Genomic DNA, 17,513 nt, shown 5'->3' with positions numbered 1-17,513 from the left:
GGTATGGATTGCTTCGTCGCTTCGCTCCTCGCAATGACGATCCAATCAGTTTGCTCCAACGTTCAGTCGAAACGCGTTTTCGACGATCCGTAGCCCCACCTCGCCGCCGAGCGACATCAGCGATTCCGGATGAAACTGCACGCCGCCGACCGGCAGGGTCTTGTGTTCGATCGCCATCGCGACGCCGTCCTCGGTGGTCGCGGTGACTTCGAGTACATCTGGCACGCTGTCGCGCTCGACATAGAGCGAATGATAGCGGCCGATCACGATCTCGTTCGGCAGGTTCTGCATCAAGCGCCCGCCGCGCACCTGAATCCGCGACGGACGACCGTGCGCGGGCTGGGTGAGCTGGCCGAGCTGGCCGCCGAAATATTCGCCGATCGCCTGCACGCCGAGGCAGACGCCGAAGATCGGCAGTTTTCGGTCGAGAGCAGTTCCAATGGTCTTGGAGATTCCAAAGTCCTCCGGCCGGCCCGGGCCCGGAGAGAGCACCAGCAGATCCCAGTTCTTCTTCAGCATCTCCTGCGCGTGCACGTGCCGGACCACCGTTACATTGGCGCCGACCTGCCGGAAGTAATCCGCCAGCATATGCACAAAGCTGTCGTCGTGATCGATCAGCAGCACCTTGCGGCCCGAGCCGGTGGCGTCGGGTGCAAAGGTCGAGAGCGGCTTTGGCGCATCGCCGCGCAGCGCCTGGAACAGCGCGGCCGCCTTGACCTGGCATTCGCGGTCTTCCGCGGCGGGATCGGAATCGAACAGGCAGGTGGCGCCGACGCGCACTTCGGCGAGGCCATCCTTCATGCGGATGGTGCGGATGGTGAGCCCGGTATTGATGCTGCCGTCGAAATTCACAGCGCCGATCGCACCGGCGTACCAGCGCCGCGACGAACGCTCATTGTCCTCGACGAACTGCATCGCCCACAATTTCGGCGCGCCTGTCACCGTCACCGCCCAGGCGTGGGTCAGGAAGGCGTCGAGCGCATCGAAGCCCGGGCGCAGCATGCCCTCGACGTGATCGACGGTATGAAACAGCTTTGAATAGGTCTCGATCTGCCGCCGTGCCAGCACCTTGATGGTGCCGGGAATGCAAACCCGCGCCTTGTCGTTGCGGTCGACGTCAGTGCACATGTTGAGCTCGAACTCGTCCTTTTCCGAGTTCAGCAATTGCCTGATCTGCTCGGCATCGCCGATTGCGTCGACGCCGCGCGCGATCGTACCCGAGATCGGGCAGGTCTCGACGCGCCGCCCATCCGAGCGCACGAACATTTCCGGCGAGGCCGACACCAGAAATTCGCCGTCGCCAAGATTCATCAGCGCGCCGTAGGGCGACGGGTTGATGCGGCACAGCCGCTGGAACACTTCGGCCGGCGAACGTTCGCAGGGCTCGGCGAAGAGCTGCCCCGGCACCGCCTCGAACAGGTCGCCGCGCGCAAACGCCGCGCGCGCGACCTCGACGGTGGCCTGATACTCGCCGGGCGCGTGATCGGCAAAGCCCTGCCGCGGCGTTTTGGCGTAGATGCTCACGGCGGTGTCGCGCGGCAGGCCTTGCGTGGATTTTCCCTTCCAGGAGAAATCATAGCTCAGCACCACGCCGCGGCCGGTGGCGCGGTCATAGGCCAGCAGGCGATCCGGCACGTAGAGCACGATGTCGCGCTGGTCGGCCTCCCGCGCCCGCTTCTGCACGAGATCCTCGATCTGGAACACGAGGTCGTAGGCGAAGGCGCCGAACAGGCCGAGCAGCGGATCGTCGTTGGCCGACAAGGCCGCGATGAGATCACGCACAAGCGACATCACGCTGGCGCGGCGGGTGCGCTGGTCTTCCTCGACCGGCGCGGCGCCGCGGATGATGTGCCCGGCCAGCCGCGTCGGGCTTTTTTCCGAGATCACCACGCAAGGCTCACGCAGCACGTCGCCGAGGAAGCTGATCAGCACCTCGCCGCGTGCATTCAACGCGGTCAGCGAAAAATTCGAGCCGGCGGTTTCCAGCACCAGCGGTGGATCGGCAAAGCCGAGGTCGAAACTCTCGTAGCGGCCCGGCACAGTGGTGCCGGAGGACAGCACGACCCCACGGCGGCGATCGAGCAGATCGATCAGGTCGTCGAGGCGCTTGGCGTTTCCGGTGAACTGCTCGACGGCGCGCGAAATCGCCAGACCGCCGCTGGTCCGGTATTCGCTGTGCTCGGGCAGGGAGAAGGCTGTCCTGTTCATGTGATCCTCTTACGAAACTTCGCCAGGGAGCGCCACACAGGACAAACGAAGGGACCGTCGCACTGCGATGGCGACCTTCGACGATTAAGAAAATGAAATCGCACCGGCCACCTCTTTAGGAGGTGCGCCACCAGAGACGGGAGGGGGTAACGACGGTGCTCATGGGAACCTAATCACCATCCGGCGGGGGCGATGTCAAGGGAGGGACGGGCCGGGACAGCCGGTCCGGAGCCCATCCTGGGGTGTCGGACGGCGTAAAACTTGCGTAGGATTTGAGCAAAGCAGCGGCGCATTTGATGCGCAAAGATTGCAGATGACGGAGGCAAGCGATGACATTGCTGGGTCTGGGATATGCCGGCTTCGGATCAGCGGACCTCGAGAACTGGCGGCAGTTCGGGACCGGCCTGGTCGGCCTGCAGGCGGTCGAACGCGGCAATTCGCTGCTGGCGTTCCGGATGGACGACCGCAAGCAGCGCATCGTCATCGACCGCGCGATGGGTGAAGGCACGCGCTTCTTCGGCTGGGAGGTCGCAGACGCTGCGGCGCTGGACGCGCTGGCGGCGCGGCTGGAGACGGCCGACGTGCATGTCACCGCAGAGCCGCAGACACTGGCCGACGCGCGGCGCGTTCGCCGCCTGATTTCGTTCCACGATCCCGCCGGCAACCGGCTGGAGGCATTTTACGGTGCCGAGATCGACGACACGCCGTTCGTGCCGGGCCGCTCGATCTCGGGCTTCCGCACCGGTCCGCTCGGCCTCGGGCACGCCGTGCTGACGGTCGAGAATATCGAGCCTGTCATGGCGTTCTATGTCGGCGTGCTCGGCTTCGGCCTCTCTGACTACATCTCAAAGCCGTTCCGCGCCTATTTCTTCCACGTCAACGCGCGGCATCACAGCCTCGCGCTGATCGAGACCGGCAGGAACGGCATGCATCATCTGATGGTGGAGTTGTTCTCGCTCGACGATGTCGGCCAGTGCTACGACATCGCGCAGACGGAGGAAGGCCGCGTCAGCGTCACGCTCGGCCGCCACACCAACGATTTCATGACCTCGTTCTACGCCAAGACGCCGTCGTCCTTCATGATCGAATGCGGCTGGGGCGGTCGCGAGATCGATCCCGCGACCTGGCAGCCGGTGGAGATGCATGACGGCCCGAGCCTGTGGGGCCATGAACGCGTCTGGCTACCGCCGGAAGACCGCGCGGTCGCCCGCGAGATGCGCCTGCGCGCGGCGGCTTCGGGCTTGCGCGCGCCGGTGCAGGTGATGGAGGGGAATTACAAGCTGATGTCGGGGACGTGCGCGTGGTGGGACGGGGTGAAGCAGGGCAATGAGTAGTTACCGTTGCCCCAGCGGTACGACAATTCCAGCTTGCGAAAGTAATCGAAGAGCTACGTCAACTTCCTTCACCAAGCGCTCGTCCCCGTAGTAGCTCGGGTCTTGAGCACGAGTAGCCGGATCAGGGACGTAGAATGCGAGGTCGTAAACGAGATCGTCAAGAATATCGAGCACGTCACCGCCGATCGAACGCCGGGCAATTGTGCCGATACCGCCATAGTATCGCTCAAACTCTTTCACCGTCTCCTTACGAGACGATGGTTCTCGCAAGATCTTGGTCAGTAGCCCACGTATCTCATCAATCGGGTTCACAGCGCCTACTCCCGATAGCACCCCTGCTCGATCTCTTCGATTAGCCCGCGCGCCTGCGGGTGCCAGCCGAGTTCATCCCGCGCACGTTTGGCCCGCACTCGGCTGTTGGACGCCATCGTGTCCTCAGCCGTACCCTCGCCCCATTCGGCGGCGGCTTCTGCCATCGACATCGCCGTCGGCGGTCCGGCAAAACCCAGCATGCGGTTGATGGCCTCGCACGCCTCGCGCATCGAATTCTCGCCATTCTCGGCGAAATAGAAGCTGCCTGCCGGCGCCTTCTCGATCGCCAGCGCGTAGAGCGTCACGAGATCGTCGATATGTACGTTCGACCAGATGTTCTCGCCGGGCCCGGCATGCGCCGCGTTGCCGCGCTTTTTGGCAAGCTTGATCAGCAGCGGCACCTGGACGCTGTCGCGCCCTGCCCCGTGGCCGATGCCGTAGATCAGGCTCGGGCAGATGATGACCGGGCGGCAGCCCTTGTCGCGGTGCGAGAGAATGAATTCGTTGAGCGCAACGCGCGCCGCGCGCGCGGGCGATGGCGAAATCGGCGTGTCCTCATCGAATACCGCGTCGGAGCGCTCACCACGGGAACGATTGCCGACGATGCTAGATCCCGATGTGTGGATCAGCGGCTTGCCGCTTCCGCTCAGCGCATCGAGCAGCGCGACGACGGCGTCTCTGTGATCGGCGTTCGCAGCGTTGACCACGATGTCGGCGGCCCATGCCGCTTGCGCCAGAATTTCCCCGTCGTCGAGCGTTCCCAGCACGGGCTGGATGCCCAGCGCGCGAACCGCCTCGGCCTTTTCGGGCGAGCGAACCAAGCCCGTCACCAGATGACCGGCGGCCGCAAGATGGGCGGCAACCGACCCGCCGATGTAGCCCGATGCGCCCGTGCAGAAGATTTTCATTCACGGCCTCCACTGTCATTGCCTGCGACAAACGCGAAGCGTTTGCGCAAGGGAGCGAAGCGACGAAGCAATCCAACGCGCCGCAGGTGAAAACATGGATTGCTTCGCGGAGCCTGTCATCCGGCGGCGCTTCGCGCCGACCGGGTGGCTCGCAATGACGGCATCTCACCCCAGATGCTTCTCGAAAAACGCGGTCGCCCTGCCCCAGGCCAGTTCGGCGGCCTGACGGTCGTGGACGGATTGGCGCTGCTCGTTGACGAAGGCGTGCTCGGCGTCATAGCGGAACAGTTCGAGCGGCTTGCCGGCGGCCTTCATGCCCTGCTCGAAGGCATCGACCACCTGCGGCGTGCACCAGTCGTCCTTGTTGGCGAAATGCGCCTGCAGCGGAATCTTTACATCCGCAGGCTTCGCCGCCTGCTCCGGCGGAATGCCGTAGAACACGACGCCGGCCGCGAGCTCCGGAATCTTGGTGGCGCCGATGATCGTCACCGCGCCGCCGAGACAGAAGCCGGTCAGCCCGACCTTGGCGCCGTTGCGCGACAGATATTGCGCGGCGCCCCGCACCGTCTGCGTGGTGGCGTCCATGAAATCCAGCGAGTTCATCTCTTTGCCGGCCGCATCCGTATCGTGATACGGCACCACGGTGCCGTTGTAGAGATCCGGCGCCAGCGCATCGAAACCCGCAACCGCAAAGCGGTCGCACAGGCCCTTGATCTGGTCCTGCAGGCCCCACCATTCCTGGATCACGACCACGCCCGGCGCATTGCCGCGCGCCGCATTGGCGAGATAGCCGCTGGCATCCTTGCCGTCCGGGCGCTTGAAGGTGATGCTGGTACCCATGAGTTCCTCCGGAATGATGTTGGGCCGAGTTGGCGGCCATCTTGTCCGCAGTGAGGTCAGGAAGCAATCGGCTGCCCCGCCGCCCCCACGCCCATTTGAAGACAACAAAAAAAGCCCCCGCAGGGGCTTTTCCGGAATTGCGTGCAACGTGAGATCAGTGGGCGTTGGCCCAGACCTTCTTCTTGGTGAAGTACAGCAGCACGGTGAGCAGGATCAGGAACACGAACACCTGCAGGCCGAGTTGCTTGCGCGCCTCCATGTGCGGCTCCGCAGCCCACATCAGGAACGTGGTGACGTCCTTGGCATACTGTGCGACCGTGGCCGGCGCGCCATCGTCATAGGTGACCTGGCCGTCGCTCAGCGGCTTCGGCATCTTGATGGCGTGGCCGGGGAAGTAATTGTTGTAGAAGGAACCTGACGGCAGATTGAAGCCAGCCGGCGGCTTGTCCTCATAGCCCTGCAGCAGAGCGACAAGGTAATCCGGACCCTGCTCCTGATACTGGGTGAAGAAGTCGATCAGGAACATCGGGAAGCCGCGGCCGTAGCTGCGCGCCTTGGTGATCAGCGAGAGATCAGGCGGAAAGGCGCCGCCATTGGCCGCACGGGCCGCCTGCTCGTTCGGGAACGGCGACGGGAAATAATCGGCGGGCCGGCCCGGCCGCTCGAACATCTCGCCCTGGTCGTTGGGGCCATCCTTGACCTTGTACTCCGAGGCGAACGCCTGGGCCTGCGCCACCGAATAGCCGGGGCCGCCGGCTTCAGCCAGGTTGCGGAAGGCAACGAAGGACAGGCCGTGGCAGGCCGCGCAAACCTCCTTGTAGACCTTGAGGCCGCGCTGCATTGCGCCGCGGTCGAACTTGCCGAACGGGCCTGCAAACGACCACGTCTGCGCCGGCGGCTTGGTGCCGCCTTCGGCGGCCCGGGCGCTCTCGGCGCCACCCAGCAGCAAACCACCCGCAACCATCAGTGCGATCACGGTCGACACCATCGGCGCGGCCTTGCCGCCGGTCTTCGCCAGCACGTCATCGGCGATCGAGTTCGGCACCGGACGCGGCTTCTCGATCCGCGACAGCAACGGCAGCAGGATCAGGAAATAGGCGAAGTAGAGCACGGTCAGGATACGGCCGACGATCACATAGATACCTTCCGGGGGCTGCGCGCCGAGGTAGCCGAGACCGATGCAAACGAGGACGAAGATCCAGAAGAACTGCTTGGCCAGCGGCCGATACTTCGACGACCGCGTCTTGGCGCTATCGAGCCAGGGCAGGAACGCCAGCACGACGATCGCACCGAACATCGCGACGACGCCGGCGAGTTTGTTCGGGATCGAGCGCAGGATGGCGTAGAACGGCAGGTAGTACCATTCCGGCACGATGTGCGCGGGCGTCACGGCCGGATTGGCCGGAATGTAGTTCTCGGCGTCGCCGAGATAGTTCGGCATGTAGAAAATGAACCAGGAGAAGAACAGCAGGAAGCAGGAAACGCCGAACATGTCCTTCATGGTCGCGTAGGGCGTGAACGGCACCGTGTCCTTTTCGGTCTTCGGCTCGACGCCGGCCGGGTTGTTCTGGCCCGCCACATGCAGCGCCCAGATGTGCAGCACGACGACGCCTGCGATCACGAACGGCAGCAGGTAGTGCAGCGAGAAGAAGCGGTTCAGCGTCGGATTGCCGACGGCGTAGCCGCCCCACAGCAGCGTCACGATGCTCTCGCCGAAATACGGCACGGCCGAGAACAGGTTGGTGATGACGGTGGCGCCCCAGAAGCTCATCTGGCCCCACGGCAGCACGTAACCCATGAAGCCGGTCGCCATCATCAGGAGATAGATAATGACGCCGAGGATCCACAGCACTTCACGCGGCTCCTTGTACGACCCGTAGTAGAGGCCGCGGAACATGTGGATGTAGACGGCGAAGAAGAACATCGAGGCGCCGCAGGCGTGGATGTTGCGAAGCAGCCAGCCGTAGTTGACGTCGCGGACGATCAGTTCGACCGATTTGAACGCGAGATCGGCGTGCGGCGTGTAGTGCATCGCCAGGATCACACCGGTCAGGATCTGCACGCCCAGCATGAACGAAAGGATGGCGCCGAAGGTCCACCAGTAGTTCAGATTACGCGGCGTCGGATAAGCCACGAACGAGGAGTGCATAAGTCCCATGATCGGGAGGCGCCGTTCGATCCACTTCAAGGCGGGATTGGTCGGCTGGAAATCGGATGGTCCGCTCATTGATGCGATCCTGAGGAAGTAAAACGACGCGACGGGTAAGGGGTCTCGGACTGGCGTCCGAGCCTTAGCCGATCTGGATTTTGGTGTCGGTAACGAACGTATAGGGCGGCACCGGCAGGTTGGTCGGCGCGGGTCCCTGACGGATGCGGCCCGAGGTGTCGTAGACCGAACCGTGGCATGGGCAGAAGAAGCCGTCGTAAGCACCCTCATGGGCGATCGGGATGCAGCCTAGATGGGTGCAGATGCCGACCACGACCAGCCATTGGTCATGGCCCGGCTTCACCCGGGATTCATCGCTCTGCGGATCGGGCAGGCTCGCTACCGGCACCTTGCGGGCCTCTTCGATCTGCTTCTTGGTCCGGTGGCTGATGTAGATCGGCTTGCCGCGCCAGAACACCTTGATGTCCTGTCCTTCGGCGATCGGGGTCAGGTCGACCTCAATCGGCGCGCCGGCCGCGATCGTCGAGGCGTCCGGGTTCATCTGGGAAACCAGCGGCCACACCGTGGCAGCCGCGCCTACGGCGGCGACGGCTCCCGTTGCAACATAGAGGAAATCACGGCGTGTCGGATGGTCCGCCGAAGACGCTGTCGTCACGATTCCAAGCCCTTTCTTGTCTGCAGCCAACCGAACCGCCCCAGGAGGCGCCAAAGGCGTCCCGGAACGGGCTGCCGGCGCCCGCGGCCCCCGCGGCGGCAGAAAACCGCCATTCCTCCCCCATTCCGGCGGAACAAGCAGTCCAGAATCGTTCTATTGGCACCCTTGCCGTGAGAGCGCAAGCCCGCTATCGGCTCGCAAGCGTGCAATGCACTAAATCCGCCCCCGGTCGTGATTTATTCGAGACATTTCATTCGCGCCAACAAAGCCTCGACCCCATGCAGATTGCGCTTTTCCAGCCTGATATCCCGCAGAACTCCGGAACGATTCTGCGCCTGTGTGCCTGCCTGGGCGTGGCCGCCCACATTATAGAACCGGCGGGATTTCCGACCTCGGACCGGCATTTCCGCCGGGCGGGAATGGACTATCTTGATCATGTCGCCCTCACGCGCCACGACTCATGGTCAAAATTCGCGCAATGGCGTAACGAGACAGGTTTTCGGCTGGTATTGTTTACGACCAGGGCGGCTGGTTCCTATCTGGATTTCCGCTACGAGAAGGACGACGTCCTGTTGTTCGGGCGGGAATCCGCAGGGGTTACCGACGAGGTCGCCGCCGCGGCCGATGCGCGGCTTCTGATCCCGATCCGGCCGAGCTTGCGCTCGCTCAATGTGGCCATGGCGGCTGCCATGGCATTGGGCGAGGCCATGCGGCAGACCGGTTCCGCGATCGAGCCCGATACGGTTCTCAAGGAGAGACGGTGAGTTACGCGGTCAAAGAGATATTCCTGACCCTACAGGGCGAAGGCGCGCATGCCGGCCGCGCGGCGGTGTTTTGCCGCTTTGCCGGCTGCAACCTCTGGACCGGCCGCGAACAGGACCGCGCCAGTGCTACCTGCCAGTTCTGCGACACCGATTTTGTCGGCACCGACGGCACGCTAGGCGGCCGCTACGCCACGGCGGATGAACTCGCCGACACCATCGCCGGGCAATGGACCGGGGATGACACCAACCGCTATGTGGTCCTGACCGGCGGCGAGCCCCTCTTGCAGGTGGACAGTGCCTTCATCGATGCGCTGCATGCGCGCGGCTTTTCGATCGGCATCGAGACCAACGGCACGATCGAGCCGCCCGCAGGAATGGACTGGGTCTGCGTCAGCCCGAAGGCCGGCGCCGGTCTCGTGGTGCGCCACGGCCATGAATTGAAGCTGGTCTATCCGCAGTCAGGTGCCGAGCCGGAAGATTTCGCTGGCCTCGATTTCGAGCGCTTCTCGCTGCAGCCGATGGATGGACCCGACGTGATCGACAACACCGCGCGCGCGATCGACTACTGCCTGCGCCATCCGCAATGGCGCCTCAGCCTGCAAACGCACAAGACACTCGGCATCAGATAGGACCTAGACTTTCAAGATGTGGGAACTGACCAAATCATTTCGCTTCGAGGCCGCGCATTCGCTGAAGGGGACGACCTTCGGCGCGGCCAGCGAGGAAATTCACGGCCACTCGTTTCGCGCCGAGGTGAGCGTGCGCGGCACGCCCGATCCGGAAACCGGCATGGTGCTCGATCTCGGTGTGCTCGAACGCAGCATGGAAGAGGTCCGGAAAGCACTCGACCACAAGCTCCTCAACAAGGTCGAGGCGCTGGGGACGCCGACGCTGGAAAACATATCGCGCTACATCTTCGAGCGGGTCCAGCACGCCGGCAAGATCACCCGCGTCAGCGTCCACCGCGACAGTTGCAACGAGAGCTGCACGTATTTTGGACCGCAAAGTTAAATTTGATAGCCGTCATTGCGAGGAGCAAAAGCGACGACTTGTCCGCCGTAGCCCAGAGAGCGTAGGCGGAAGCAATCCATTTTTTGTTGTGGCACGATGGATTGCTTCGCTGCGCTCGCAATGACGCCGGAAAACTCGGAATCGCATATGGACATATCTGTCATCGAGGATCGTAAGAGGCGCGCAAGAGCCTGGTTCGAAACGTTGCGCAACAACATCTGCGCGTCGTTCGAACGGCTTGAGGACGACGCGCCCCCTGCCCTCTATCCCGGCGACGCCGGACGTTTCGTGCGGACGCCATGGGACCGCACCGATCATACCGGCAAGCCCGGCGGCGGCGGCGTGATGTCGATCATGCGCGGGCGGCTGTTCGAGAAGGTCGGCGTGCATTGCTCGACCGTGCATGGCGAATTCGCCCCCGAGTTCCGCGCGCAGATTCCGGGCGCAGCCGACGACCCCAGGTTCTGGGCATCGGGCATTTCGCTGATCGCGCACATGCACAACCCGCATGTGCCGGCGGTGCACATGAACACCCGTTTCGTCGTCACCACCAAGGCCTGGTTCGGCGGCGGCGCCGATCTGACGCCGGTGCTCGACCGCCGGCGCACCCAGGAAGACCCCGACACGCTGGCTTTCCATCAGGCGATGAAGGAAGCCTGCGACGGATCGAACGGCGTGGCCGACTACGACAAATACAAGAAATGGTGCGACGAATATTTCTACTTGCCGCATCGCAAGGAAGCGCGCGGTATCGGCGGGATCTTCTACGACTGGCATGACTCGGGCGACTGGGATGCCGACCTCGCCTTCACGCAGGAGGTGGGCCGCGCCTTCCTGAAAATCTATCCCGAACTCGTCCGGCGCAATTTTGCGCTGGCGTGGAATGCCGCCGACCGCGAGGAACAGTTGATCCGGCGCGGACGCTATGTCGAGTTCAACCTGCTGTACGACCGCGGCACGATCTTTGGGCTGAAAACCGGCGGCAATGTGGATTCCATCCTCTCGTCGATGCCACCGGAGGTAAAGTGGCCATGATCGCATGATCAGCTTGTCATGACTGATCGCTAGGGTGCGATTCGTCATATAATCCAAGGAGCAGATCATGGACTTGAAACCGGGCGACGTCGTCATTCTTAAATCGGGCGGCCATCCTCTCAGCGTGGTGGAGGTCAAGGACGGTAACGTCGTGTGCGTATGGATGGGCAATGAAGGCGATCTGTTTCGCGAGACGCTGCCGCTTGCCGTCCTAGAACTCGCCGAAACCGATACATCCGACGATGAGGAAGAGGACGAAGACGAGGACGACGAGGAAGAGGAAGACGAGGAAGAGGACGAGGAAGAAGGCGACCGCCGCAACAAGGTTGCGTAAGGGACCTTGACGCCGCCGGCATAAATGGCCCGGCGGCGTCGTTTTTGCGGGATTGGACCCGGTGCGGCCGATCTGATATTCGCGGGCAGATCGGCCACCGCTTCCGGCGGCCGATGGCTCTCGAAGCGAGACTACCTGCGAAAACGATGACCGAACTCCCCCGCGCGATGCTTATCGACATGGACGACACCATCCTGTCGGCCTATGGACGCCCCGAGATCGCCTGGCACAACGTCGCGGCGGAATTTGCCGCCGAGTTCGGACCGCTGACGTCGCAGCAGGTTGCCACTGCCGTTCTGGATTCCGCGCGCAAATTCTGGGCGGTTGCCGAGGCCGAATGGCGGCTGAAACTGGACGAAGCGCGGCGCATCACCGTCAGGAACGGATTTGCCGCATTGACCGCCCGTGGCCACGCATTGCCGGAGGAACTGGCGACACGGCTCGCCGACCGCTTCACCGCCTACCGTGAAGAGGAAATGTTCGTCTTCCCCGGCGCGCATGACGCTATCGACGCGTTGAAGGCACGCGGCGTGAAGCTGGCGCTGGTGACGAACGGCGCCGCCGGCACCCAGCGCGCCAAGGTCGAACGCTTCGCGTTGTCGCACCGCTTCGATCACATCCAGATCGAGGGCGAGCACGGTTTCGGCAAGCCGGACGAGCGCGCCTATCTGCACGCCATGCAGACGCTCGGCGTCACCGCGTCCGAGACCTGGATGATCGGTGACAATCTGGAATGGGAAGTCGTGGCGCCGCAGCGGCTCGGCATCTACGCCATCTGGATCGACGTGCACGGCGACGGCCTGCCGCCGGATTCCACCGTCAAGCCCGACCGCATCATCCGCTCGCTCACGGAACTGCTGCCCGGCGAGCGCTGACAGAGCGCCTGAAGTTCCCTGGGCGAGCCGTCACACGATAGCGTGTAGTGTGAGTTGGCTCACAGTGCGGAGACTGGCAATCCCAGATTGTGCTGTCGTTGGTTCAAGGTTGAAGTCCGAGGTTGGGGAGTTCACCGATGCCGAACGACGACACGCACAAGCCGCCGCCTGAGGCGGACGACATTGCACCGAAATCCGCCCCGCTGAGGTGGCTCTGGACCACCGTCAAAGGGCTGTCGCTGTTCACCGTGCTGAGCGGCCTGTTCACCGTGCTGAGCACTCTCGCGGTCGGCTATTTCCAGTATCTCAACGCCTATCAGGAGAAGGTGAGCAGCCAGGCCAAGGAAGACATGACTTTGGCGGCGGCAACTTTCACCGATATCTCACACCCATTCTCCGAAATGCAGGCGCTGCAGCAGACGCTTTATACGGATTTCGCGCGCGCCGTCGGCGAGAAATCCGAGGCGAGCGACAAGACGCTGACCACCAGGAACGCGCGGGCGATTTCGGAGCGTTATGAGAAAGCGCGGATCGAGCTCCGTGAAAATATCGACCTGCTGACGCGAAAGGCCGAAATCTACATCGACTGGGCGAGCGATACCTATCGCGATCCGGCCGAGAAGCGGAACGTCGACGGCGATCCGCTGTCACGACGGGTGTTACGCGACTACGGCTTCGACTGTTCCGACAAGTTCAATTTTCCGGCCTTCGGAAACGTGCATGCGCCGAACGGCGGCATGCAGCCCAAGGAAGTCGCCGACGACAAATATTGCGCGATCGCCGAAAAACGTGGCGTTGACGAGACGACCAAACCGGAAGACGCGTTCATCCGGATCTGCGCCGGCCCCAACGACAAGGCTGCCAAGAGAATCAACTGGTACAGCGCCAAACACCACGTCCTGACGATGCACTACTGCCTTGAAGCCGCACACAACAAGCTGGCGGCGGCTCGGCAATGGGCCGCCGGGAGCGACCGCTACGCCGCGAAGGAAAGCGATCTCCAGGGAGAGAAGGAGATCAACGCCCAATTGGATGATCTGGCCGGCCGGCTCAACGCGTTCAACAGTCTGGCGCTATATCAGATGGAGCAAATTCGGGTGAAATATCGCCCGGCCGGCCTTTGGTGCAAGGTGCCGTTTGTCTGGAACATAGCAAGCTTGAATTGCTTCCCGATCCGCACGGCCTCGCTCACCCGTTGACCCGATCAGGGCCGCAGCGCCGCGGTGATCATGACGAGGCCGCCGACCATCACGGCGGCATCAAGGATCGCGGTGTGGATATGCACCGGCATGCGCTCGACGAAAGCCTTGGCGAAGAATGCGCCGGGGATCGCGATGGCGCCGATCAGGAGGGCAAGGGCCAGCACCTGCGCCGTGACGACACCGGCCATGCCGAACACGGAAATCTTGATGAGGCCGGTCACGACCGAGATGACTGCATCGGTGGCGATCACCGCGGCCCCTTCGAGACCGGACGCCATCAGCAGCGACAGCAGGATCACGCCGGAACCTGACGTGCCGCCGACCAGCACGCCATAACCGAGAGCGCCGACGCCGAGACCGGTACCGCCGATCCTGACCTCGCGGCGCTTGGCTAACCGGCGCAGCGGCACGCTCAGGATCAGCATGCTGCCGATCACGAGCGCCGCACCGGCGCTGGTCAGCCGCGTATATCCATAGGCGCCGAGCGCGGTGGTCAGCATGGCCGCACCGATCACGATCAGCGCACGGCGTCGATCGGCATAGCGAAAATACGCCACGAAGCGGCTGATATTGGTGAAGATCGCAGAGATCGCGATGATCGGCACCACGGGCTCGGCACCGACCATTGGCACCAGCACCAGCGGCATCAACGCACCAGTGCCGTAGCCGGCCAGACCGCCGACGACGGAGGCCAGCATCGCCATGCTTCCAACCAGCAGGAGCTGGCCGAGCGAAATGTCGGCGAAGCCGGCCAGAATGTTCATAGCCGGTGGTCGCGAGTGAAACGGGCGGCGGCCTGATCGGCGATCGCGGCCAGCGCGGATGGTTCAAGCGGAAAATCCGCGGCCAGCCAGGCGTCTTCCGCAAGCGTCAGCACGTGGCCGAGCGCGGGGCCTTCGGCAATGCCGCGGGAGATGAAATCGGCCGCCTTCAACGGAAATTTCGGCGCGCTCCAGCGCTGCGGCAATGTTGCGAGGTCGTGCCAGCGCGTCGCGCCATTACCAATGCCGCCTGCCCGCGCCCACGCCAGCATCAGCCGGTCGCGATAGGGATCCTCGCCGAGCCGATAGAGAAGCTGCCGGGCCCGCGCCTCATCCTTGCTGGCGAACCGCCACCAGCGATGGCCCATTGAGTCCAGAGCTTTGGTTTCCGCGTTGGATAGCCGAAGCCGTGCCGAGAGACGCCTGGCGTCCTCCGTGACCGCGACTGTGAGCGCGGCAAGCCGGCGCACGGCGTTCGGCGGCAGCCCCAGCGCCCGTTCCGCCGCGATCATCGCCGCGAATGTTCTTGTGTAGGCAACGCCACCGAAGATTGCCAGCAGCAGGCCGGCATCCGCCATCGCCTGCACCGCGACCGCAGCCCCCTCCGCGATCACCAGCTTCAGCATCTCCATGCGCACGCGTTCGGCGGAGAGGGTCGAAAGCCCGGCGCGTCCGTCGATGCAGGCGAGATAGCCGGCACGATCCGGCTCGCCCGCGCCATAGGCGGCATGCATGCGAAAGAAGCGCAGGATGCGCAGGTAATCCTCGGCAATGCGCTGGCTGGCATCGCCGATGAAACGCACGCGCTTGGCTTCGATATCGGCAAGCCCGCCGACATGGTCGTGCACCACACCGCCGGCATCGACGGACAGCCCGTTGATGGTGAAGTCGCGCCGTTCCGCGTCGCGGACCCAGTCGCGCCCGAACGCCACCTTGGCCTTGCGGCCGAAGGTCTCGGTATCCTCGCGCAGGGTCGTGACCTCGAAGGGGTGGGATTCGACGACCAGCGTGACCGTGCCGTGGTCGATCCCGGTCGGCACGCTCTTGATACCGGCCGCCTTGGCGCGGCGGACCACCTCGTCGGGCAGCGCGGTGGTCGCAATGTCGATATCGCCGAGGGGAATTTTCAAGAGCGCATTGCGCACGGCGCCGCCGATCACGCGGGCTTCCTCGCCGTCGCCATTGAGCAAAGCGAGCACGCGCGCGGCCGGGCCCGACCTGAGCCAGGGCGCCTCCGACAGCACGCGTGCCTTGCTCATTTCTCGTCCCCGTGAACCAATTTGCCGTCCTCGATATGCGCGGGAACGTAGGTCGAACCCGGCGGCGCGCCGGAGAACTGCGCCAGCAGGACGAAGCTGATTGCGACCAGGAGCAACGATCCCAGCACCAGTTTGGCGACGAGATGGGCCGGCCAGGAGGAGGACACGAAGACGCCGGAACGGGTGGCAATCAGGAACAGCGCATAGGCCACGAACGGGATCAGGAAAATTCCGATTTCGGTCAGAATCGGACGGATCATGCGAGATATATCCGCTCATACAGCACGCGCAGGATTCCTGCGGTCGCGCCCCAGATGTAACGCTCGGCGAACGGCATGGCGTAATAAGAGCGCTCCATGCCGCGGAATTCCTTGGAATGGACCTGGTGGTTCTCGGGATTCATCAGGAACGCCAGTGGCACCTCGAAGGCATCGACCACCTCGCCTTCGTTGATCTCGAGCTTGAAGCCGGGCTTCACGCGCGCCACCGTCGGCAGGATGCGAAAGCCGAATGCGGTCCCGTACAGATCGAGATAGCCGATCGGCTCGATAAACTCGCGCTTGAGGCCGACTTCCTCCTCCGCCTCGCGAAGTGCGGCGTCGAGCGGCGATTCATCGGTCGCGTCGATCTTGCCGCCGGGAAAGGAAATCTGGCCGGCATGGCTGGACAGATGCGGCGAACGCTGCGTCAGCAACACGGTCGGCTCGCGGTGATCGACGACCGGGATCAAGACCGCCGCCGGGCGCACCGGCTGCTCTTGCGCCACGATCTCGAGCATGCGGTCGTTGCCCGCGTCGCCGGTCTTCGGAACGATATTGGGATCGACCAGGCCGGGCGGCACGTCGAAGTTCAGCCGGGTCTTGCTCCGGGCGAAGAACTCTGCCGAGTTGATCGGCGCCGCCTCCATCTTTTTCAGCATCGGCTCGTTCAAACCGCGTCCCTCACCTGCTTCGCATCCGCCATCGCAAAGAACTCGCCGCCCGACTCGACGCCGAACATCGGCTGGCCATCGACCATTCGCTCTTCGCCCATGTCAACCAGATCGTAATAGAGCGCGCGGGTTACTTTCGCCCACAAATCGGCGCGGACGTGCAGGTAGGGCGTGAGCCCGCCATCGGCGGCCATCTCGAACCGCAGGCGATGGTCAGAATCGCACGGCACCCAGTCGTCGACATTGGTGCGAAAGCGCAGCAGCCGGCCATGATCGCCAGCCTCGTTTTGCATCTCCACCGCCAGGAACGGTGCATCATCGACGCGGATGCCGACCTTCTCGACGGGGGTCACGAGAAAGTGCTTGCCGTCCTCGCGCTTGAGGATGGTCGAGAACAGCCGCACCAGCGCCGGCCGCCCGATCGGCGTCCCCATATAGAACCACGTTCCATCGCTGCCGATTCGCATGTCGAGATCGCCGCAGAACGGCGGATTCCACAGATGGACCGGGGGTAGCCCCTTCCCGGCCGGAGTGCGATTGACGGCTTCGCTGGCGGCGACCGTCAGCCCTTCGAGACCCTTGCCGTCATGGCTCTTGCCTTCGTGCCGCTGGCCGCTGGTTTGCCCTTGCTTCGCCATTGTTTGCCCTGAGTGTCGGCGCCTCATCTGGCACGATTGGTGCATTTGTACCGATAGGTACCAACATTCGTACCGATGGGTACCGATATGTGTTCCTGACGATCTGGTCCGCAATTCTGCGGATCAAGTCGCCATATCGTGATGCAGTTCATACCCCGAAATACCGATAATGTGGGGATAGTTTAATTCAACGAATGCATGGCCTTTGCACCGGTTTAGCATGAGGTTCGTGACATGACGACGCAACCAGCGGTGTCATGAGCGGTTAGGTTGGTTGAA

19 protein-coding genes are annotated in these 17,513 nt (G+C 63.5%); 8 read left to right on the top strand and 11 right to left on the bottom strand.

Annotated elements, in window-relative coordinates; translation table 11 throughout:
- Positions 1–45: 45 nt before the first annotated feature.
- Entirely contained in the window at positions 46–2,208 is a 2,163-nt protein-coding gene (locus ACH79_RS19155; protein WP_161852385.1) for an anthranilate synthase component I, read from the bottom strand.
- A 329-nt stretch (positions 2,209–2,537) separates the two neighbouring features.
- Between ACH79_RS19155 and ACH79_RS19150 the strand changes: the two genes are divergently transcribed.
- Positions 2,538–3,542, top strand: a complete 1,005-nt coding sequence (locus ACH79_RS19150) for a VOC family protein (RefSeq protein WP_161852384.1) — start codon at positions 2,538–2,540, stop codon at positions 3,540–3,542.
- Here the strand turns inward: ACH79_RS19150 and ACH79_RS19145 are convergent, their stop codons facing one another.
- The 5 genes from ACH79_RS19145 to petA all read right to left on the bottom strand — a co-directional run bounded on the left by ACH79_RS19145 (position 3,543) and on the right by petA (position 8,424).
- Positions 3,543–3,854 (bottom strand): hypothetical protein, encoded by a 312-nt coding sequence (locus ACH79_RS19145; RefSeq protein ID WP_161852383.1) that lies wholly within the window; start codon positions 3,852–3,854, stop codon positions 3,543–3,545.
- Positions 3,855–3,859: 5 nt separating this feature from the next.
- Positions 3,860–4,762: an NAD-dependent epimerase/dehydratase family protein gene (locus ACH79_RS19140; protein ID WP_161852382.1), complete on the bottom strand. Its 903-nt coding sequence runs from the start codon at positions 4,760–4,762 to the stop codon at positions 3,860–3,862.
- 165 nt (positions 4,763–4,927) lie between these two features.
- Positions 4,928–5,602, bottom strand: coding sequence for a dienelactone hydrolase family protein (locus ACH79_RS19135; protein ID WP_161852381.1), 675 nt, complete (start codon positions 5,600–5,602; stop codon positions 4,928–4,930).
- A gap of 154 nt (positions 5,603–5,756) precedes the next feature.
- A complete protein-coding gene (locus ACH79_RS19130; protein WP_161852380.1) occupies positions 5,757–7,829 on the bottom strand; it encodes a cytochrome c1 in 2,073 nt (690 codons plus the stop codon).
- 64 nt (positions 7,830–7,893) lie between these two features.
- Positions 7,894–8,424, bottom strand: a complete 531-nt coding sequence (gene petA / locus ACH79_RS19125) for a ubiquinol-cytochrome c reductase iron-sulfur subunit (protein ID WP_161852379.1) — start codon at positions 8,422–8,424, stop codon at positions 7,894–7,896.
- A gap of 278 nt (positions 8,425–8,702) precedes the next feature.
- Here petA and ACH79_RS19120 point away from each other — a divergent pair, with 278 nt between their 5' ends.
- The 7 genes from ACH79_RS19120 (at position 8,703) to ACH79_RS19090 (ending at position 13,642) form a co-directional block, all read left to right on the top strand.
- The gene (locus ACH79_RS19120) at positions 8,703–9,188 is read left to right on the top strand and encodes a tRNA (cytidine(34)-2'-O)-methyltransferase (protein WP_161856445.1); all 486 of its coding nucleotides are present in this window, start codon (positions 8,703–8,705) and stop codon (positions 9,186–9,188) included.
- Positions 9,185–9,817, top strand: a complete 633-nt coding sequence (gene queE, locus ACH79_RS19115; RefSeq protein ID WP_161852378.1) for a 7-carboxy-7-deazaguanine synthase — start codon at positions 9,185–9,187, stop codon at positions 9,815–9,817. Before ACH79_RS19120 ends, queE begins: the two co-directional genes overlap by 4 nt.
- Positions 9,818–9,833: 16 nt before the next feature.
- Complete coding sequence (locus ACH79_RS19110) at positions 9,834–10,199, top strand: 6-carboxytetrahydropterin synthase (protein WP_161852377.1); 366 nt, start codon at positions 9,834–9,836, stop codon at positions 10,197–10,199.
- Positions 10,200–10,346: 147 nt separating this feature from the next.
- The gene (gene hemF / locus ACH79_RS19105) at positions 10,347–11,234 is read left to right on the top strand and encodes an oxygen-dependent coproporphyrinogen oxidase (protein WP_161852376.1); all 888 of its coding nucleotides are present in this window, start codon (positions 10,347–10,349) and stop codon (positions 11,232–11,234) included.
- Positions 11,235–11,301: 67 nt separating this feature from the next.
- Complete coding sequence (locus ACH79_RS19100; RefSeq protein ID WP_161852375.1) at positions 11,302–11,568, top strand: YodC family protein; 267 nt, start codon at positions 11,302–11,304, stop codon at positions 11,566–11,568.
- 146 nt (positions 11,569–11,714) lie between these two features.
- Positions 11,715–12,443, top strand: a complete 729-nt coding sequence (locus ACH79_RS19095) for an HAD family hydrolase (RefSeq protein WP_246738597.1) — start codon at positions 11,715–11,717, stop codon at positions 12,441–12,443.
- 137 nt (positions 12,444–12,580) lie between these two features.
- Complete coding sequence (locus ACH79_RS19090; RefSeq protein ID WP_161852373.1) at positions 12,581–13,642, top strand: hypothetical protein; 1,062 nt, start codon at positions 12,581–12,583, stop codon at positions 13,640–13,642.
- Positions 13,643–13,647: 5 nt separating this feature from the next.
- Here the strand turns inward: ACH79_RS19090 and ACH79_RS19085 are convergent, their stop codons facing one another.
- From ACH79_RS19085 to ACH79_RS19065, 5 genes are read right to left on the bottom strand one after another with little or no spacing between them, the layout of a single operon-like run.
- Positions 13,648–14,409: a sulfite exporter TauE/SafE family protein gene (locus ACH79_RS19085; protein WP_161852372.1), complete on the bottom strand. Its 762-nt coding sequence runs from the start codon at positions 14,407–14,409 to the stop codon at positions 13,648–13,650.
- A complete protein-coding gene (locus ACH79_RS19080) occupies positions 14,406–15,665 on the bottom strand; it encodes a CCA tRNA nucleotidyltransferase (protein ID WP_161852371.1) in 1,260 nt (419 codons plus the stop codon). Before ACH79_RS19080 ends, ACH79_RS19085 begins: the two co-directional genes overlap by 4 nt.
- Entirely contained in the window at positions 15,662–15,925 is a 264-nt protein-coding gene (locus ACH79_RS19075; protein WP_161852370.1) for a DUF6111 family protein, read from the bottom strand. The genes ACH79_RS19080 and ACH79_RS19075 overlap by 4 nt, the downstream gene beginning before the upstream one ends.
- A complete protein-coding gene (locus ACH79_RS19070) occupies positions 15,922–16,584 on the bottom strand; it encodes a CoA pyrophosphatase (RefSeq protein WP_371419428.1) in 663 nt (220 codons plus the stop codon). Before ACH79_RS19070 ends, ACH79_RS19075 begins: the two co-directional genes overlap by 4 nt.
- Before the next feature lie 8 nt (positions 16,585–16,592).
- On the bottom strand, positions 16,593–17,234 hold the full coding sequence (locus tag ACH79_RS19065) for a DUF1285 domain-containing protein (protein WP_161852368.1): 642 nt from the start codon (positions 17,232–17,234) through the stop codon (positions 16,593–16,595).
- Positions 17,235–17,513: the final 279 nt, after the last annotated feature.

The organism is Bradyrhizobium sp. CCBAU 051011, from assembly GCF_009930815.1.
GTDB lineage: Bacteria > Pseudomonadota > Alphaproteobacteria > Rhizobiales > Xanthobacteraceae > Bradyrhizobium.
Note: the sequence above shows the minus strand (reverse complement) of the source record. Positions and strands in the feature narration are given on the sequence as shown.